This is a genomic window from Bradyrhizobium sp. SZCCHNS3002 (assembly GCF_032377435.1).
In the GTDB taxonomy this organism is placed as follows: domain Bacteria; phylum Pseudomonadota; class Alphaproteobacteria; order Rhizobiales; family Xanthobacteraceae; genus Bradyrhizobium.
In genome coordinates, this window is sequence record NZ_JAUHHY010000017.1 from 18,881 (window position 1) to 35,052 (window position 16,172).

Below are 16,172 nucleotides of genomic sequence, written 5' to 3' on the forward strand. Positions count from 1 at the left end.
AGGGAGCGCCGGCTGATGAGCGCTATCGACAATCTCCGCGCCGCTGTCGAAGCCGCCGCCGGCGAGACCGCGTTCGCGCTCGATGCCGCCTTCCTGACGGCGGGCCTCGCCGATCCCGCCGTGAAGGTCCCCGCCGACTACGACACCTGGCTGAGCCAGGCCTTCTTCCTCAAGACCGCGGCCGATTTCAAGGTCACGGTGGAAAAATCCGACGTCGGCCCCGTGGAAGGGGCGGCGTTCACGGTGCAGTCGGCGACGATCCCGTTCATCGGCGCCACCGCTCCGCTGGCCGCGAAGGCCACGCTCGTGTTCACGGTGGACGGCGACCAACTGATCGTGCAGGCCGAGGCGACGCCGTCGAACTGGACCTGGACCAGCAGCTTCGCCTTCATGGGCGGCTTCCCGTTCAATCAGTTCGGCACGCTGAAGAACGTCAGCTTCGTGTTCTCGACGGCGACCGGCAGCTATCCGTACGGTGACTCCGCGGGGCGTGCCGTGAGCGGCGGCGCGGTGCAGAATTTCGACGCCAAGGTCGCGCTGCCGGACGTCGCCAAGCCGTTCCTGCTGCTGTTTCCGGGGCTCACCGCGCCGACCGGCGACCTGCTGCTGAGCGGCGCCCTCAACATGGGCATCTTCAACGGCGAGACCGTTCTGTTCCCGCCGGGGCAATTGCGGGCGGCGATCCAGGACGGCACATTCAAGCTAGCGTCGCAGTTCACGGTCAAGGATCCGAGCCTGGCCCTGACCATTCCTGTGCCCGATGGCGCTGACGAGGTCGATGGCGTCCTGGTGCTGGCTGATCTCGTCGATCCGGATGCGGGCGACCAGGCGCCGACGCTCGCGATCTCCTCGCAGTTCGACATCGGCGGTACCGGTTCCTATCAGCTCGACGTCGAGATCACGCCCGGCGCGGATGCCAACTATTCGGTGGCGCTCGCCGTGGTCACAGGCGGCGATCCGCTGACGCCGGCGACGGTGATCGAGGTGATGGGCGGCAATGGCGGCTATCTCGCCGCGACTCCCGACGTGCTGCAGCAGTTCCTCGCCTTCGTCGGTCTCAACGGCTTCTCGATCGCCGGCACGCTCGGCAGCTCACCGACGATCACGGCCGTCTCGATCGAGATCGGCAGCTCAAAGGACACGAGCTGGCAGATCCTGCCGGCGACCGGCGTTCTCGACTTCAAGATCACCAGCTTCTCGCTGCAATGGTCGATGGCGTATCCGTTCGACGGCACCAAGCGACAGCAGACCTATGATTTCACCACCGAGTTCGTGCTGGCACCGAGCGTCTTCAAGGGACCGGACGGCGAGGGCGACGGCGTGTTCACCGTCCAGTTCACGTCAGCCAAGCAGTTCTACGCGTCCTTCGCGGGCACCGCCAAGCTGAGCGACTTCCTGACGGCGCTGTCCAGCGGCGCGGTTGTGCTCGACGTCGAGAATGTCGGGGATTTCGAGCTCGGCGACATCGCGGTCGCGGTCGACTACGGCGCGCAGAGCTTTCAGTTCGATGCCGGCTTCAGCCTGACCCTCAATCTGCTCAAGATCAACGATCAGCCGATCCTTGCCGTGCGAGAGGGGACGGTCTCGATCGCGGCGCAGACTCCGACGCAGACGCCGGACGGGGGCAACGCGACGACGCTGCTGCGGGCGGCGCCGCTGCCGATGCTACGGACCTCGCGAGGAGGCGCGCTGCAAACCGCCTCGCAGACGCAATGGAAGTCGAGCGTCGGCGGCTTCCTCGATGTCGGCCCGTTGCACACCAAGGTCAGCGTGACCTATGACGGGTTCGAAACGCCGAAGCGGTGGGATCTCGCCGCCTCGCTGGAGGAGTCGCTCGAGGTCTCGGACCTCATCAACCAGTTCTTTTCGCCCGGCAGCGCCTACGGTTTCCCGAGCTTCCTGCCCGGCGACCTCACCATCTCCGAATTCGCGATCACCGCGACCATTCCGGCGGAGCAGGGCGAGCTGGAGACGAGCTACGACATCACCGTCGGCTTCGAGTGGACATTCGCGTTCGGCGATCAGACCGTCGGCATCGATCCGGCACGGCTCGGTGTCAGTTATGACGGCAACAAGCCGGCCCAGCAGCAGTTCTCCGGCTTCGCGCAAGGCACCTGGGTCTACTCGGCGATCAATCTCAAGCTCACCATGGGCTATGAGTTTAAGACGACCGAGGCGGGCTCGAACAACATCCTGTTCGTCGAGTGGGAAGGTTTCCGAGCCGCCTGGGAGAGCGACAAGGAACTGGTCACGTTCAGCCTCAAGGGCTGGAGCATCGGCTCGCTAATCCAGGCGCTGGTGCGCACGCTCGGAAATCCGTACTTCACCCTCGACTCGCCGTGGGATCTCCTCAACCAGATCTCGCTCGATGCGCTACGCGTCAACGTCTCGCTCAAGAACGGCGAGAGCTTCTCGCAACGCCTGTCGGCCACTTACGAGCTGTCGAGCCCGATCAACCTCGGCTTCATCAGCATCACCGCGCTGACCTTCCGTCGCGACACCGACGGCAAGGTGACGCTTGCTATCGAGGGCTCGAGCCCGCTCGTCGCCGACGATCCGGCGTTCAAGAATCTGCTCGATCCGGCCAAGGGGCAGGACGTGAAGGACCTGCCCTCGGTGCCCGGCCGGGGCGAGGAATGGTTCAAGCTGTTCCTGCTGGTGCTCGGGCAGCGCATCGGCATCACCGGCCATTCCAGCTTCGAGAGCACCAAGGAGGTGATCTGCGCGCTGCAGTCCGTCCCCAGCACGACGGGCAAGATGAATCCGGTCGATCCCAATGCGGACGACGGCGGGACACCGGGGCTGCCCTATTACGACCAGTCCAACAACTGGCTCATTGCCGGGCATCTCGGCCTGATGAAGGTGGCGGGCGCCTGGTCGATCGATGCGATGCTGGTGTTCAACGACCCCAATCTCTATGGTCTGCGGCTGGCACTCGCCGGCGAGAAGATGGGCGGGCTCGCCAATCTCGTCGTCGACATCCTCTACAAGAAGATCACCGACGACATCGGCGTCTACCAGATCGATTTCACCTTCCCGGACATCATCCGCAATCTCAATTTCGGCGCGGTGTCGATCACGCTGCCGCAGCTCGGGATCAAGGTCTATACCAACGGCGATTTCTTCATCGACATCGGCTTCCCCTACAATCTCGATTTCCGCCGTTCCTTCTCGATCTCGGTGATCGTCTACGGCGTTCCGGTGCTGGGCGCCGGCGGCTTCTACATCGGCAAGCTCTCCAACGCGACCTCGACAAGGATCCCGAAGACCAATCTCGGCACCTTCGATCCGGTGATCGAGTTCGGCATCGGGCTGCAGCTCGGCCTGGGCTACAATTTCGAGAAGGGGCCGCTGAAGGCGGGTTTCGCGCTCACGGTGTTCGGCATCGTTGAAGGCGTCGTGGCGCCGTGGCATCCCTATAACGCCACGCGCACGCTGGCGTCGCGCGCCAGCAGCGGTGCGCTGCAAAGCGATTATTACTTCAAGCTGTCGGGCACCGTCGGTATCATCGGCCTGCTCTACGGCAGCGTCGATTTCGCGATCATCTCGGCCTCGGTCAATGTCAAGATCGTGCTGTCGATCCAGCTCACCTATGAGAGCTATCGCGAGATTCCGGTGGTCGCCAGCGCCAGCGTGACGATCAGCCTGAAGGTCAAGATCAACCTCGGCCTGTTCTCGATCTCGATCAGCCTGTCCTTCTCGGCCCAGGTGTCTGCAACCTTCGTGATCGGACAGACCAGCACGGCGCCATGGGAGGTTCAGGGGGCACGCGCCGACGCGCTGCTGATGCAGCGGGCGTATGCCCGCGGACCGGACGCGGCGATGCGGCTGGCGCGCAGCCTGAAGCCGCGACCGAAGCGGCTCGCGCCGGCCGCCGCTCATCGCATGGGCCTTGCCGCCGTCGAAGGCAACAAGCCCAAGCTGTCGCTGATGGCGGGCGCGCAGTACACCGTGCTTGCTCCGGAGAAAGCCACCGACGCAGCCTCGAACCAAGGGGCATTCGTGCTCCTGCTCGCGATGGACGCGCCGGATGCCGCGGCCAGCGCGCCGTCCGCCACCAAGACGTCCTTCGACGTGCTGGCCGAGGTCTACTTCCCCTGGATCATTGATGCACTGGGGAACGAGAGCGGGGATGCGGCCGAGCTCGCCGAGACGCTGGCCACGTCGGTGACGCTTACCCAGCTCGAGGCCTATGTCGCGCGCCTCGCCGACACGGCCGATCCGTTCCTGTCGATCAAGGGTCTGTTGCAGTTCCTGGCCGACGCCTTCACGCTCGACATCTTCAATCCGGCGACGGCGCAATCCTCGGGGCTGAAGACCAAGCTCGATGCCGGCTCGGTGCTGTTTCCGGTGTTCGACGGATTGAAGCTGCAGGTCCCCGGCGTGTCCGGCGGCCAGACGTCGTCGATCGCGTTCGAGACCTACACCACGGCAACGCCCGGCTATGCGACCGCGGTCAGCAAGCTGTTCGCGCAGGTAGCTGCGGACATCCAGGCCCAGAACAAGGAAGCGCGCCGGCTTGCCGCGGAGAGCGATGCGAACTCGGCAGAGTCGATGGCGGCCCTGGTGTTCGTCGACACGTTCACGCTGATCGCGCGCCAACTGCTCCAGGCCGCGGCCGACGCGCTGCAGAGCTATGCCTATCCGCTGACCGCGACGAGCAGCATCGGTGCCATCCTGGATGAGCTGAACGGAATCGTCGGCAACGCCTTGACCATTGCCGATATCGTCCAGCCCAACGTCGATCATGCCTTGGGAGCCGGGCTGTCGCTGCATATCGACGACCTCGAATACGTCGTTCAGACCGGCGACACCCTGCAAAGCATCGCTGGCCGCTATTCCGACGCGGCGCCGACGCCGCGCTGGACCACGACGCCGGACCGCCTGATCGTGGCCAACCGGTCACGCCACATGCTGCAGGGCGGCGTCATCCTGCTGCTCACCAACAGCCAGGGCAAGGAGCAGATCTATGTGACGCGGCAGGGCGACAGCTTCGACGAAATCGCGCTGCAACTCGGCGCGATCTCGATCGACGCGCTCGCCGCACAGAGCGTGCTCTACGGCGCCGCCGGCCTGCTGCAGCCGACCTTGCCGCTCGCGATCTGGCCGATCACCTACAGGACCGCCGGGACATCCGGCCCGTCCTCCGATACGCTGGCGACGGTCGCGAGCCTGTTCCAGACCACCGCAGTTGCGGTCGCGGACGCCAATCGCGGTGTCGCCGGACTGTTCTCGGTGCAGGCGGAGCGCGGCCTGCTCACCGTCGCTAATCTTCAGGCTCTGTCGGTCGGCGCATTGTGGTCGGCGATCGCGGCCACGGGCCAGGTCGGCCAGACCGCCGGCATGGTCTCGCGCTTCCTGGTCTATGGGCTGCGGCTGCCGGTCCAGGATGGACTGACGCTGTCGCCTGCGTTCCTCTATCCAAGGACGCAGTCGGGCTACGGTGTCTATCAGCTCACCGGCCAGCAGTTCCCGACGCCCAGCTCTGCCAGCGGCTACAAGATCGACTTCGCGCGCGAGACGCAGAGCCACGGTGTCCTGCTCGACTTCATCATGCTGAATGCCGGCACCGGCCTCAGCATGGAGGTTGATCTGAGCCAGGCCTTTGCCGCGTTGAACGTCGTCGTCAGCTGGGCCAGGACGCCTGGCAATTTCGTTCCGAGCCCGACGTTTGCGGCGCTGCCGCTTGCCGAGCGCCAGCCGCGGCCGTTCACCGCCAGCGGCTATGCGCGTTGGTCGAGCGGATCCGTCGCGAGTCTGCTGGCGCTGACGAATCGCAGCGGCGTGGCCGCGGCCGCCGATGCCGGTGCGCAGACGCAGCCGACGCTGTGGAGCCTGCCGCCGGCGCAGACCAATCTGGTCGCCACGCGCGAGCAGTCGATCCGCGCCGTCATGCCGGATCTACGTTCGACGTTCGCGCTGCTGCCGAAGTTCCAGCCGCAGATCGGGCGCAGCAATCCCGCGACCGCACGCACCGACTATGCTGACCTGGGGCGCTGGGCTTGGTGCACGCGGCTCGACATTGAGATCAAGCGTCTGCCGGATGCGGCGGCGCTGGCTGCTCAGGGCACGGGCGCAGGCGATCTGCCGAGCGGTCCGGCATCCGCGCCGTCGCTGCCGTTCGTCTATGAGCTGGTCGGACCCAGCTCGGAGGATGCGGTCCGGCTGCAGCGCATCCTGACCGCCATGGATGCGCTGGGCGAAGGCATCGCCTCGGCCGTCTTCCTGCTCTACAACCAGTCCGGACCCGGCGCGCCGATGCTGGTGACGCCGGCGGACGCCAACTTCCTCGCCTTCATCACCCAGACCAACCTGTCGACCGAGACCAATCCGGCGGCGGCGCTGCGGCGGATGCTGAGTGCCGAGGATGCTCCGCCGCGCGGCATTGCCAATTCTCCGGCGCAGTTCATCCGCCTGATGTGGGAGCTCAGCACGGTCCGCAGCGGCGGCTACTATCTCTACTACGAGAACGTCGAAAGCGAGGAGGGCCTGCCGGCGGCCGTGTTCGATTCCTCGGGCTCCGGCGTCGTGACGATGGTCGTGACGTTCGCGGCGCAGGGCAGCGAGTCCTTCGGCACCACGCTTCCCGATTTCGTCAACGCCTTCGTGACGACCGACGCCGTCGATCCGCAGAGCGACCTGGTGCAGACGGTGTCGCTGGCCTCGACCGGCCCAACGGCGCCGGTCGCAGCAGGAGCATCGCTCGACGCGCTCGCGGCGATCTACGGCCCCGGGCCCGGACGGATCGCCGAGGTCAACGCGACCAGGCCGCTCGCCGCGGACGCGCTGGTGCCGATCGTGGGCGCGGTCCGCCAGCTCACCGACGCGGATCTGGTCCGCGGCACCGGCGGGGCGATCGATGCGCAGGCCACGCTCGACAAGCTCGCCAGGCTGTTCTCCGCCGGTGCAGTCCGTCCGATCACCGGCCAGGACATCGCCGCATTCAATCCGCAAGTCGCCGTTGCGCTCGCGGCGGTGTTCTACATCCCGCCGCTGACCCATCAGGTCAATTCCTCGGCCGCGCCCGGAATGAGCTTTGCCAGCATGGCCGCCTATTACGGCTTGGACGTCGACCTGATCGCCCGCGGCGCCAGCGCTGCGCCCGGACTGTTCCCGGTCAATGCCGTGCTCGATCTCGATCCTCAGCTGTTCTCGCTACGCGACCAGTTGCCACCGCAGAACATCGGGTTCGCCCTGACGCGCGACAATTTCGGCCTCCCGCCGGACGATCCCGCCGCGCCGGACTTCGCCAAGAAGACGATGTATCAGCTCTACACCTCGCTTGCTGCCGGGCTCGCCGGCAACGTCTTCTACAAGGTCAGTCCGCTCGGCATGCCGTTCGGTCCGCAGGATCACGACGACAACGAGGCCAGTGCGTTCGAGAGCCATGCCCGCTCGGCGACGACGCGCGGCAACCGGCTGGCGCAGGTCGCTCTTGCCGATTTCGACTATCGCCAGTCGATCGGCATCGGGGCGCAGTTCGCGCTGGTCAACGCCGCGCCCGATCCGTCCGATTCCAATCTGCCGCCAAAGGCGGCCAATCCCTATCTCGGTGTCGGCACCATGGCGCAGGTCGCGCTGCAATGGCGCGATATCTTCGGCAACACCACGGTGACGCCGTTCGAGGCGCCGCCGCAACGGTATCGCGGCGCGCTCAACGGGGCTGCGGTGCCGATGCTGTACCGCGACGAGCTGATCGGGCTCGGGTCCTGGATCAATACCAACGCCAGCTACACCTATGAATCCGCGAGCGGTGCGGCGTTCAAGCTTGCATTGTCGCTCAACGCCGCCGCCTATGCAGGGCCGGACGGTGCGGCGCGGGCCGCCGACGATCTCTCGCTCTACACCCGGATCTACTATCAGCTGCATCAGGACTATTCCGCCAATGTCTCCGTGAAGGTGCCGGGCGTTTCCGGCAACGCGGTGGCAATGCGGCTGTCGAATTCGCTGCTAGCCAAGCCCGACGTGGACCTCACCGATGCGCAGGCGGACATCATTCGCGGCTATGTGCGCGCCTGCTTGCTGTATCTGAAGCTCGTGACGCAGGGACAGGCGCCCGCAGCCCCCGCTGCGACGCTGTCGCTTCCTGTCGACGTCAATGCGATCGCTGCGGGCAACATCCTCGAGCTCGACGTGACGCTCGCGCTCAGCCGCAATCCGCTGCTGGTCGATCCGGCCGTGGCGGCGTTGCAGGGCGGCACCGGCGTGGTCGCAGCGATCCTGCCGCGGGCCGACGGCGACGGCAACGTGTCCTATACGGTGTTCAGCACAGCGGTCGAGGCGATTTTCGCCACGGCCGATTGGTATCTCAAGGTCGGGCAGGGCCTGTCCCGCGACGGCGAGGATGCGGCCGACGGCGCGCAACAGCTCTGGGCGGTGCGCTTCGGCAAGGCGGCCGGGAAAGGCATCCATTTCAAGCTGGGCACGTCGCCGAGCTATTTCGCGCCGAAACCGATCGCCAAGGCGTTGACGAGCGGCGATGTGACGATCACGCGCTACGACACCGGCGAGATCGACACGCTGCATCTTGACGGCGCCGACCTGAACCAGTGGTTCCAGAGTACGCTGGACGCGATCGATCTGTTCCTGTCGGCGGCCTATGCGCCGCACGCCTTCATCCTCGACCTGATCGACGATGTGACCGATCCGCTCGTGGATGGTTCATTGGGACGCGTGCTGTCGACCAAGGAATTGCTGGCGGATACGATCAGCCTGAAGACGCTGCCGGTGCTGTCGACCAGCGCGGGCGATCCCTCGACCGCCTTTGCCGCAGCTGAGAAGCTGCGCCAGCAGCTGCTCAACCAGCTCGGCGCAGCCTATCGGGCCGGTGCGGCCGTCGTGTTCGGGCTGACCGAGGTCACCGGTGGCGGCGACAACAATCCCGCCGGTCCGCCGAATCTCTACGGCCAGCCGGCAGGCAGCATCGACGGCGCCACGGACAACCAGAATTTCACGCTCACGCCGACGCGCATCCCGCTCGGCGAGGTCTACGATCCCGCCAGCAAGACCTGGTACGATCCGCGGCTCGCCTTCGTGTTCGCGACCAAGAACGTCATCGATCAAGCCTATGTGCCGCTGAAGCTTACGCTGTCGCTCACCCATCTCGAGTTCGAGCGGCGCACCGTCCCCGGCATCGACGGCTATGTCGGTTCGCGATGGCTCGCCTTTGTCAATGGACCGTTCGATTATCCGTTGGGAACGCAGGTCGCCAACATTCCGGTCGTCAATCGCGACCTGCCGACGCCGCCCACGGTCTCCGCCCAGCAGGCGCTGCAGCTCACCGGCGAGGGCGCGACCGATCCGTCGAAGCTGAGCGCCTGGTGCTATTCGTTCGACTATCTCTATCAGCAGGCGGCAGCAGACGCGGTGTCCTGCACGGTGGAGTTCAACCGTCCGACCATGCCAATGCTGCGCCGCTCGGCCAGGCTGAGCGGGGAGCCGGATCTGTTCACCGCGCTGGCGCAGTTCGTGACCAACTATCCGGCGATCCTGCGCGATCTCAACCAGTATCTGGTCGGCATCGATGGCGCCGAACCCGATCCGGCGACGCTGGCGGCTGCGCGCAAGGCGACCGCCGCCTTTGCACTGGAAACCAGGCAGGTCGCGGATGCCTACGCGCGGGAGAGCGTGGGAGCTGCAAGACTGGCGGCCGCACCGGCACATGTGATCGTGAAGTTTCTGTCGACGCTCGACGGCACTGCGGAAGGACACGCGCGCACCAATCTGGTCAACATCACCATCGATGGGATGGCGGCGAGCTGGAATGCGGTAGCCAATACGATCTCGAACGGCACCACCACGCTCCCGGCGCCGGTCATCGCAATCATCGCGCCCGAGCTCTATACGCCCCAGGCGGTGCCGCCGGCGGAGCTGCCCGCAGGCGTACAGATCGCCTACGTCTATACGCGTCAGGTCGACGGCAAGACGGTTTATCTCGGCGAAGCGGAGGCACGTGGTTTGCCGGCCCGGACGGTGTCGGTCGCGACGCTCGACGTCCTGCTGTATCAGAGCGGCTGGGCCTCGGTGTTCGTGCAGCGCAATCTCGCGCTGTTCCCGCTGGCCGATCTCAAGACCACCAGCACCAACCCGGCATTCCTGTTCCAGACGCCCGAGGTGCGGTTCGCCTCCACAGTGGTTCCCCAGCTGAATTATACGTCGTTCCCGCTCGACGCGATGCCGGGCGCATCCGGTGACCTCGACGCGCGCCTGACGACATTCTTCGCCGCGCTCTATGCCAACGGCAATGGCAGCACCAGCGACGAGGTCGCGATGCAGGGCATGTACAGCTATGAGATCGTGGCCGGCCAGCCGGCGATCCCGCGCGTCCGGGTGCCGATCAACCTGCTGACGCCGACCCCATCGGTGGTCGATCCCGGTGTGAAGCCGACCTTCGTGGCCCCGTTCGCGCAGATGATCGATACGTGGCGCGGGACGACCAGGCCAACGACCGCGGGCCATGCCCGTGTCGAGATCGAACTGAAGGTCTTCGGCGGCGTCGGCGATGCGACACAGCCGTTGATCCAGGTCGGCCGGCTCACTCACGACGTCGCGACCGCTTGAGCCCGTCGGTCCCGGCATCGAAACTGCGGCCATCGTGGGGGGCATCTGGACAGGCCGCCCGCAGGGTGGGATCGCATTGGGTCCGGGCGCAGGGCTGGTCAATGGCTCTGGCGCGCTCGGAGAGATTCGAACTGAACTCCTGACGAATTGATTTCTATGCATTATTTCGCAAGATCGTGGTTTGAGGGACAAATCAAGGGACAGGTCGTTCTGTCTTGCCGTTATCAACAAGCTTCAAAGGTCGGTGCACCTAACAAAGCGCGGATTGGGCGGAGGGCGGTGTTTGCTCCTAGTCAAATCGATTGGTCGCCACCGATAGCCACATCTTCTGAAAGCGATCAGCCGGCAGGGCGGGGCCGCTCGCTCCTTCGCTGGCGTTATCGATCGCACGACTTGGGCCAGCCCTCGGGAAAACACGGGTTCGGATTCCCCTTGGGAGCGCCAGCTCTGCCTTTCCCCGCTGATTTTCTTGAGTTTTTGGTCGTTTTCCAAACCGGCAGATTGCGTTTGGGGAAAGTCGTTCGCCTTGTGTCCTTCAAGGCGGGCCAGGGCATCGACCGCAAGGCTCGCCTGTCAGCCTCCTCAGTGTATCGCTCAGCCTCTGCAAGAGTGGTGTGGCCATGGACATGATCATCTATGCCGTCGCGCCGGCCTCCGCCAAGCTGCGGCCGGTCGCCTTCCGCAGGCCGTGGCGACTTTTCGACACTGAGCGCACCTCGATAGCTCACTGCTCAGGTTCGTTTGCGATTCGGCGGAGGCCTCGAGCTTCCGTATGAACTCACCCGCCAGACGAGCTGCAATTTCTGCGGTGACACCTCTTGACTCCCCGTTCGCGTCGTCCGCCCATATCTGTCATGGTGATCTTCACTCTTGAAGAGATCCGGCGGCCCAGCGCGCTGATAAGATGCGCTCAGGTGAGTAAAAGCCCACTGCGTGCGGCCGTTCATCCGCTCAACATTTTTGGCCGGAGCAGCACACTATCTTTCGCTGCTATTGTCGCTTGACTTATTCGGTTATTTTAGAAACAAAATGGTAATTAAAATGGTCGTGGTGCCGGGCGTTGGCAATCGCTTTTGCTGAAGAAAGGTCACTGGCATGCGGCAAGAATTGGACGGCCGGAGCTGGCAATCACTGCTTACCTGGAAACGGATCCCTATTCTGAGCATCCTACTTGGTGGCGTCCTTGTACAGTCCATGAACGTTCTCATGCTGGCCACGATGCTTCCGTCCATCGTCGGTGAACTTGGTGGCGTCGCGATGATCAGTTGGCCGACCACCGCGTATCTGGCCTCATCTATCGTCGCGGCAACCTCCGCCGGAGCGCTTGCGAACGCCATTGGTACTCGTACGGTCTATTGCGCTGGGGTATTAACTTTTGGCCTCGGAGCACTTCTATGCTCCACGGCGACGGCAATGGTCTGGATCGTCGTTGGCCGGCTGATTCAAGGATTTGGCGGTGGGTTAGAAACCGCCGTTGCCTATGTCCTTGTCCGTGGAGCTTTTCCCCAGGGGCTCTGGTCAAGGACAGTCGCATTGATGTCGACCAGCTGGAGCGTGTCCGTGATGGTCGGCCCATTGGTCGGCGGCATGTTCACCAAATTCGGCAGTTGGCGTGCCGCGTTTGTCGCAACCTTGGTCGCTGCCGCCGCTTTAGCAATTGGCGCCTTCATTATCCTGCCGGCGACAATCAATCGGTCTCACGCTTCCCGCGTACCTACGGCGCGCGTGGTCCTAATCTGCGTTTCAATAGCTGCGACGTCCTTTGCGTCGGTTGTTAGCTCCCTAATTTCGAAACTAGGGCTTCTTGTCTTGGCTATGATTTCGCTTGCAGCAATGTTGCGGCTGAATCGCCATGCGCCTACACCAATGCTACCAAGAAACGCTTTTTCGTGGCGTGCTCAAACAGGTGTAGGCCTATGGTTAGGATTGCTGCTTTGTATTGCTTTCAGTCCCCTGCAGATCTATATGCCGATGTTTCTCCAACAGATTCACGGGTTCGATCCGCTTGCTGCCGGTTTCTCGGTTGCTACCGCTTCCCTCGCTTGGACGGTTGCGTCCATGATCAGTGCTGGCGCGTCAGGTCCTTGGCCTGATCGCTTGATAGTGATTGGTCCTCTGATGATGGCATTGAGTCTGGTCTTGATGAGTTGGCTCGCGCCAGGCTCCACCGTGCTGCTATTGATCGCAACAATTCCCCTGCTTGGGGCAGGTATAGGTCAGTGCTGGCCCATTGTCGCGCAACGCATTATGGAAGGGGCTGAGGCGGGCGACGAGACAGTTGCAGCTTCCTCGGTACCGACGATCCAACAGATGGGATTTGCCTTGGGTGGGGCAATCGCGGGAATCGTCGCCAACGCTAGTGGTCTCACAAGCGCAATTTCCAACGACGGTATGGTGGAGGCGGCGTTCTGGGTGCCGACGAGTTTCGTCGTGTCTGCGGTATTAGCCGCTGCGACAGCAATTCACTTGCGTAAGCTGCGTGCGGCTTGAATGGTGGGGTTCGTCAATTTCCGTTTTCTCAAGACCTAGCTTCGGGCATTTTCGATCCGTGCTGCGTGCCACGACGTCAATTGGCACAAGAGAAAATGGCAAGGGTCCCGGTTTTCGCTCGAAAGTTGCGCAATCCGTCCCGCCGGGTGCAACCTCCAACTAAGACTTTTTCCCGATATGCGAGCGACCCGATATACTATAGGCGCAACGACGAGCGCCGGCCACAATGTGATCTACCCGATCTACTTTTGTTTCGGCCCCGAGAAGCGCTCGGAACACGGCTAGTTCAGAACGGCACAGACCCTGGCACGCGGCGGCCGCCGCGCAAATCGGGCAGTGATTCTCAATAAGCAGCAGGTCTCCGTTAGGCATCTCGGAGACGCTGGCCATATAACCCTCGTTTGTTCGTATTTGTGCCAAAGCTTCCAGTCTCTGTTTGAGGGACCGCTTTGATCCGATCAGCTTTTGGTAATTCGCAATGCTGGCGCGCTCACGGTGCTCGATCAGCTGTTCCAGCCCGCGGTCACCAAAGACGTTCCGTATCGAGTGCACCAATTCGATAGTCAGATCTGAGTGACGGTCCGGAAAACGGGCGTGGCCGAGCTCCGTTATCTTCCAGTATTGCTTCGGTCGTCCACGCCCCTCACGTTGGCTCTCGGTCTCTGCTAACCCAGCATCTACAAGATTCACGAGGTGCATTCGTGCGCCAGCCGGAGTGATGCCGAGCATTGCCCCGAGCCCTGCTGCCGTCTGAGGGCCGCGGGTCTTCAGATGAAAAAGGATTCTATCCTGGGAGCGTGTGTTGTCTTGACTCATATCGAATTTAGAAACACTATGCTATCTAAATTAGGACGTCCAACGTCTAGCTGCGAGACGACCAGGGTGGAAGGGTGAACGACCGCATTGCCCGTATCCTACCGCGCCGATTGACCTGTTCGCAACAACCTCAGCTCGCACGCGCATAGGTCGGTTTGGTGGCGGTGTTGCTGGTTCAAAGGACCAGGCGTCCGTTCTCCTAGTCCGCAAGAATGAGCAGCAGCGGTGGATGTACGGATATCTCGTCAACATCGCTCCGTTCAAGGTTCGGGGAACGCGGCCAAGTCTAGCTTATCAGCTCAAGAGGTTAGTGCCAATCGTGCGATGCGGGATGTCCGGTGGAACCGCTCGTTATTTCCGGACGCCTGGTAGGAGAGCGTCGATGGCAAGGCGCTCCGTTAGCTACCTCTAAGTTCGCCTACTAGACGGCGAGAGAAAGCAGAGCCTGCTATGCGAGTATACGTTTGGGGTGCGCTGAAGACCTGGTGCCGGAAGCGCAGCGAACTCGCTACTTTGATGGAGCTGGACGCAAGGCAACGAGAGGACACTGGGTTAGATGTGGAACTATATCGTCGTACTGGTTCGTGGCAGCCCAAGCGACTTTTTGACGTATTGAGGCCTATCAAGAAACGACCTTCAACGCGCGCTAGTGGATCACGGTGGTGAATGCGAAGGTGCACACGTTCCATTTCCAGCTGGCAGATTCAACTCTTCAGGAGGGCGCTGCCTTACTAGCTGGACCACGGCGGCTTTCATAGAAGGCCACCTCGGACGGCGTCCTTCCGGACAGTCAAACTTAAATTCCACGCGGCCAATACTCGAATGTCGCGTAAACAGCTGGACAGGTAAGATGCGGCTAAATGGACGAACGCTAGTCGTAAACGTTTCTAATTGCGTTCGGATCGTATCATATCAATTCCTCATAAACCCCTCGCACTCACTCTCTGCCCAGGCGAGCGTCTGCTCCATAGGCTCTCCTTGGAAATGGCGAAGGCACATCTTTACTTGGACAGCCCCCGCGTAAATTTGCTGGGCTATCTTGGGCGGCGCGGGCGACGCAGCAACCGAGAGGATCTGATGGTGGTGAGGATTCGGATAATGATAGAGCGTTCCCGACGGCGGCCCGATGTCCCTCCAGATATCTAGATCATTGATGTTGTTGAAGGCAGGCAAGTCGAAGCCGCCGCTTGCGACGACCATCTTTTCGACTGATGATTTCTGCGAAAGATATGCCAGCAGACTCTTTGCTGCCTGCTTGTTCCTGGAGAATTGCCACACCGTCCAAAAGAACGGCGAATAAGGAGCAAACCGACCTCTGGGCCCAGCTGGAAATCCGTGGCTCCAGCACAATTCTGCGATATGGGCTGCATCCCGCTTGGCGACCGCCCAGGCGCTCGGCGGATTCAGGATCAGCGCGCCTCTACCGGATATAAGCCATTTATTGTTTGATGCATCGTCCCAGGCTGCGGCGTCGGGAGGCAAAAAGCCAATCAGCTTCTTATAGTACTCGACCGCCTCCCGAACCGAATCCGTCCTGACTGTGATGTCACCCCGCGCATTAACAAGATCAGCACCGAAAGAATGGAAGATTGCCCCAGCAGTGTCGATACTGTCCGGCGTTTCCCCAATTCCGATTCCGAAGGGGTAGCCGCCCCTATGACATGCCTCTGCCGCTGCCAGAAACGTCTCGAGGTTCCACGCGGCCGCTTCTGGCGGTCTGCCTGGTGGGTACATTGCCTGAACATCGATGTTCGCGTATCTCTTCATTAAATCAATTCGAGAACAGGGGCCCTTAATCTGACTACCTACACAGGTCGGAATGCCAAGCCACTTTCCACCTTGATGTCCTAGGTAGCGCGCCGCGTCGTTCACTGGGCCATTCTGCCCTATCAAGTGATCCATTAAATCGTTCAACGGTTCGAGCAATTCAGCATTTGCAATCGGCCACCAGGTTGGCATTTGCAGAATATCGTGGCCGGTCTTGGCTCTGCCTTCTACCGCAATGGTTAGACGATCCTTGCCTCCCTGGCTCGTAATGTAGTCGATCTGAACATCAACTTTTTCTCGCTCGGCCCACTCCCTAACGAGTTCTGTGGAGGCGTTATCGGCGCCAGGGATCCAATGTTGCCATAGCCCGACCGAAAGCTTACCCGCCGCATGGGCTGTGCGAATGTACGGCGAGTAAATCGCTACTGCAGAGGTCGTGGCAGCGCAGACAACAAGGGATCGCCGCGTGATTGATGGTCTCATCAGCAGTCCTCGCCCGACTCCGTGCTCGTCGCTAGTCGGAAGTTGCAGATTCTAAG

At 62.5% G+C, this 16,172-nt stretch carries 3 protein-coding genes; 2 read left to right on the forward strand and 1 reads right to left on the reverse strand.

What is annotated here, in order from left to right; all coding sequences use genetic code 11:
- The first annotated feature begins 15 nt into the window (after nucleotides 1–15).
- Nucleotides 16–10,560, forward strand: coding sequence for a LysM peptidoglycan-binding domain-containing protein (locus tag QW845_RS28665; RefSeq protein WP_315804861.1), 10,545 nt, complete (start codon nucleotides 16–18; stop codon nucleotides 10,558–10,560).
- Nucleotides 10,561–11,655: 1,095 nt separating this feature from the next.
- Nucleotides 11,656–13,050: an MFS transporter gene (locus tag QW845_RS28670; RefSeq protein ID WP_315804862.1), complete on the forward strand. Its 1,395-nt coding sequence runs from the start codon at nucleotides 11,656–11,658 to the stop codon at nucleotides 13,048–13,050.
- Nucleotides 13,051–14,778: 1,728 nt separating this feature from the next.
- On the opposite strand, the gene QW845_RS28675 is transcribed toward QW845_RS28670, so the two are convergent.
- Nucleotides 14,779–16,116: an ABC transporter substrate-binding protein gene (locus QW845_RS28675; protein ID WP_409997978.1), complete on the reverse strand. Its 1,338-nt coding sequence runs from the start codon at nucleotides 16,114–16,116 to the stop codon at nucleotides 14,779–14,781.
- Nucleotides 16,117–16,172: the final 56 nt, after the last annotated feature.

Excerpts from the sequence above, each read along its gene's own strand:
- QW845_RS28665 (WP_315804861.1), top strand. The coding sequence starts at position 16 with ATGAGCGCTATCGACAATCTCCGCGCCGCTGTCGAAGCCGCCGCCGGC.
- QW845_RS28670 (WP_315804862.1), top strand. The coding sequence starts at position 11,656 with ATGCGGCAAGAATTGGACGGCCGGAGCTGGCAATCACTGCTTACCTGG.
- QW845_RS28675 (WP_409997978.1), bottom strand. The coding sequence starts at position 16,116 with ATGAGACCATCAATCACGCGGCGATCCCTTGTTGTCTGCGCTGCCACG.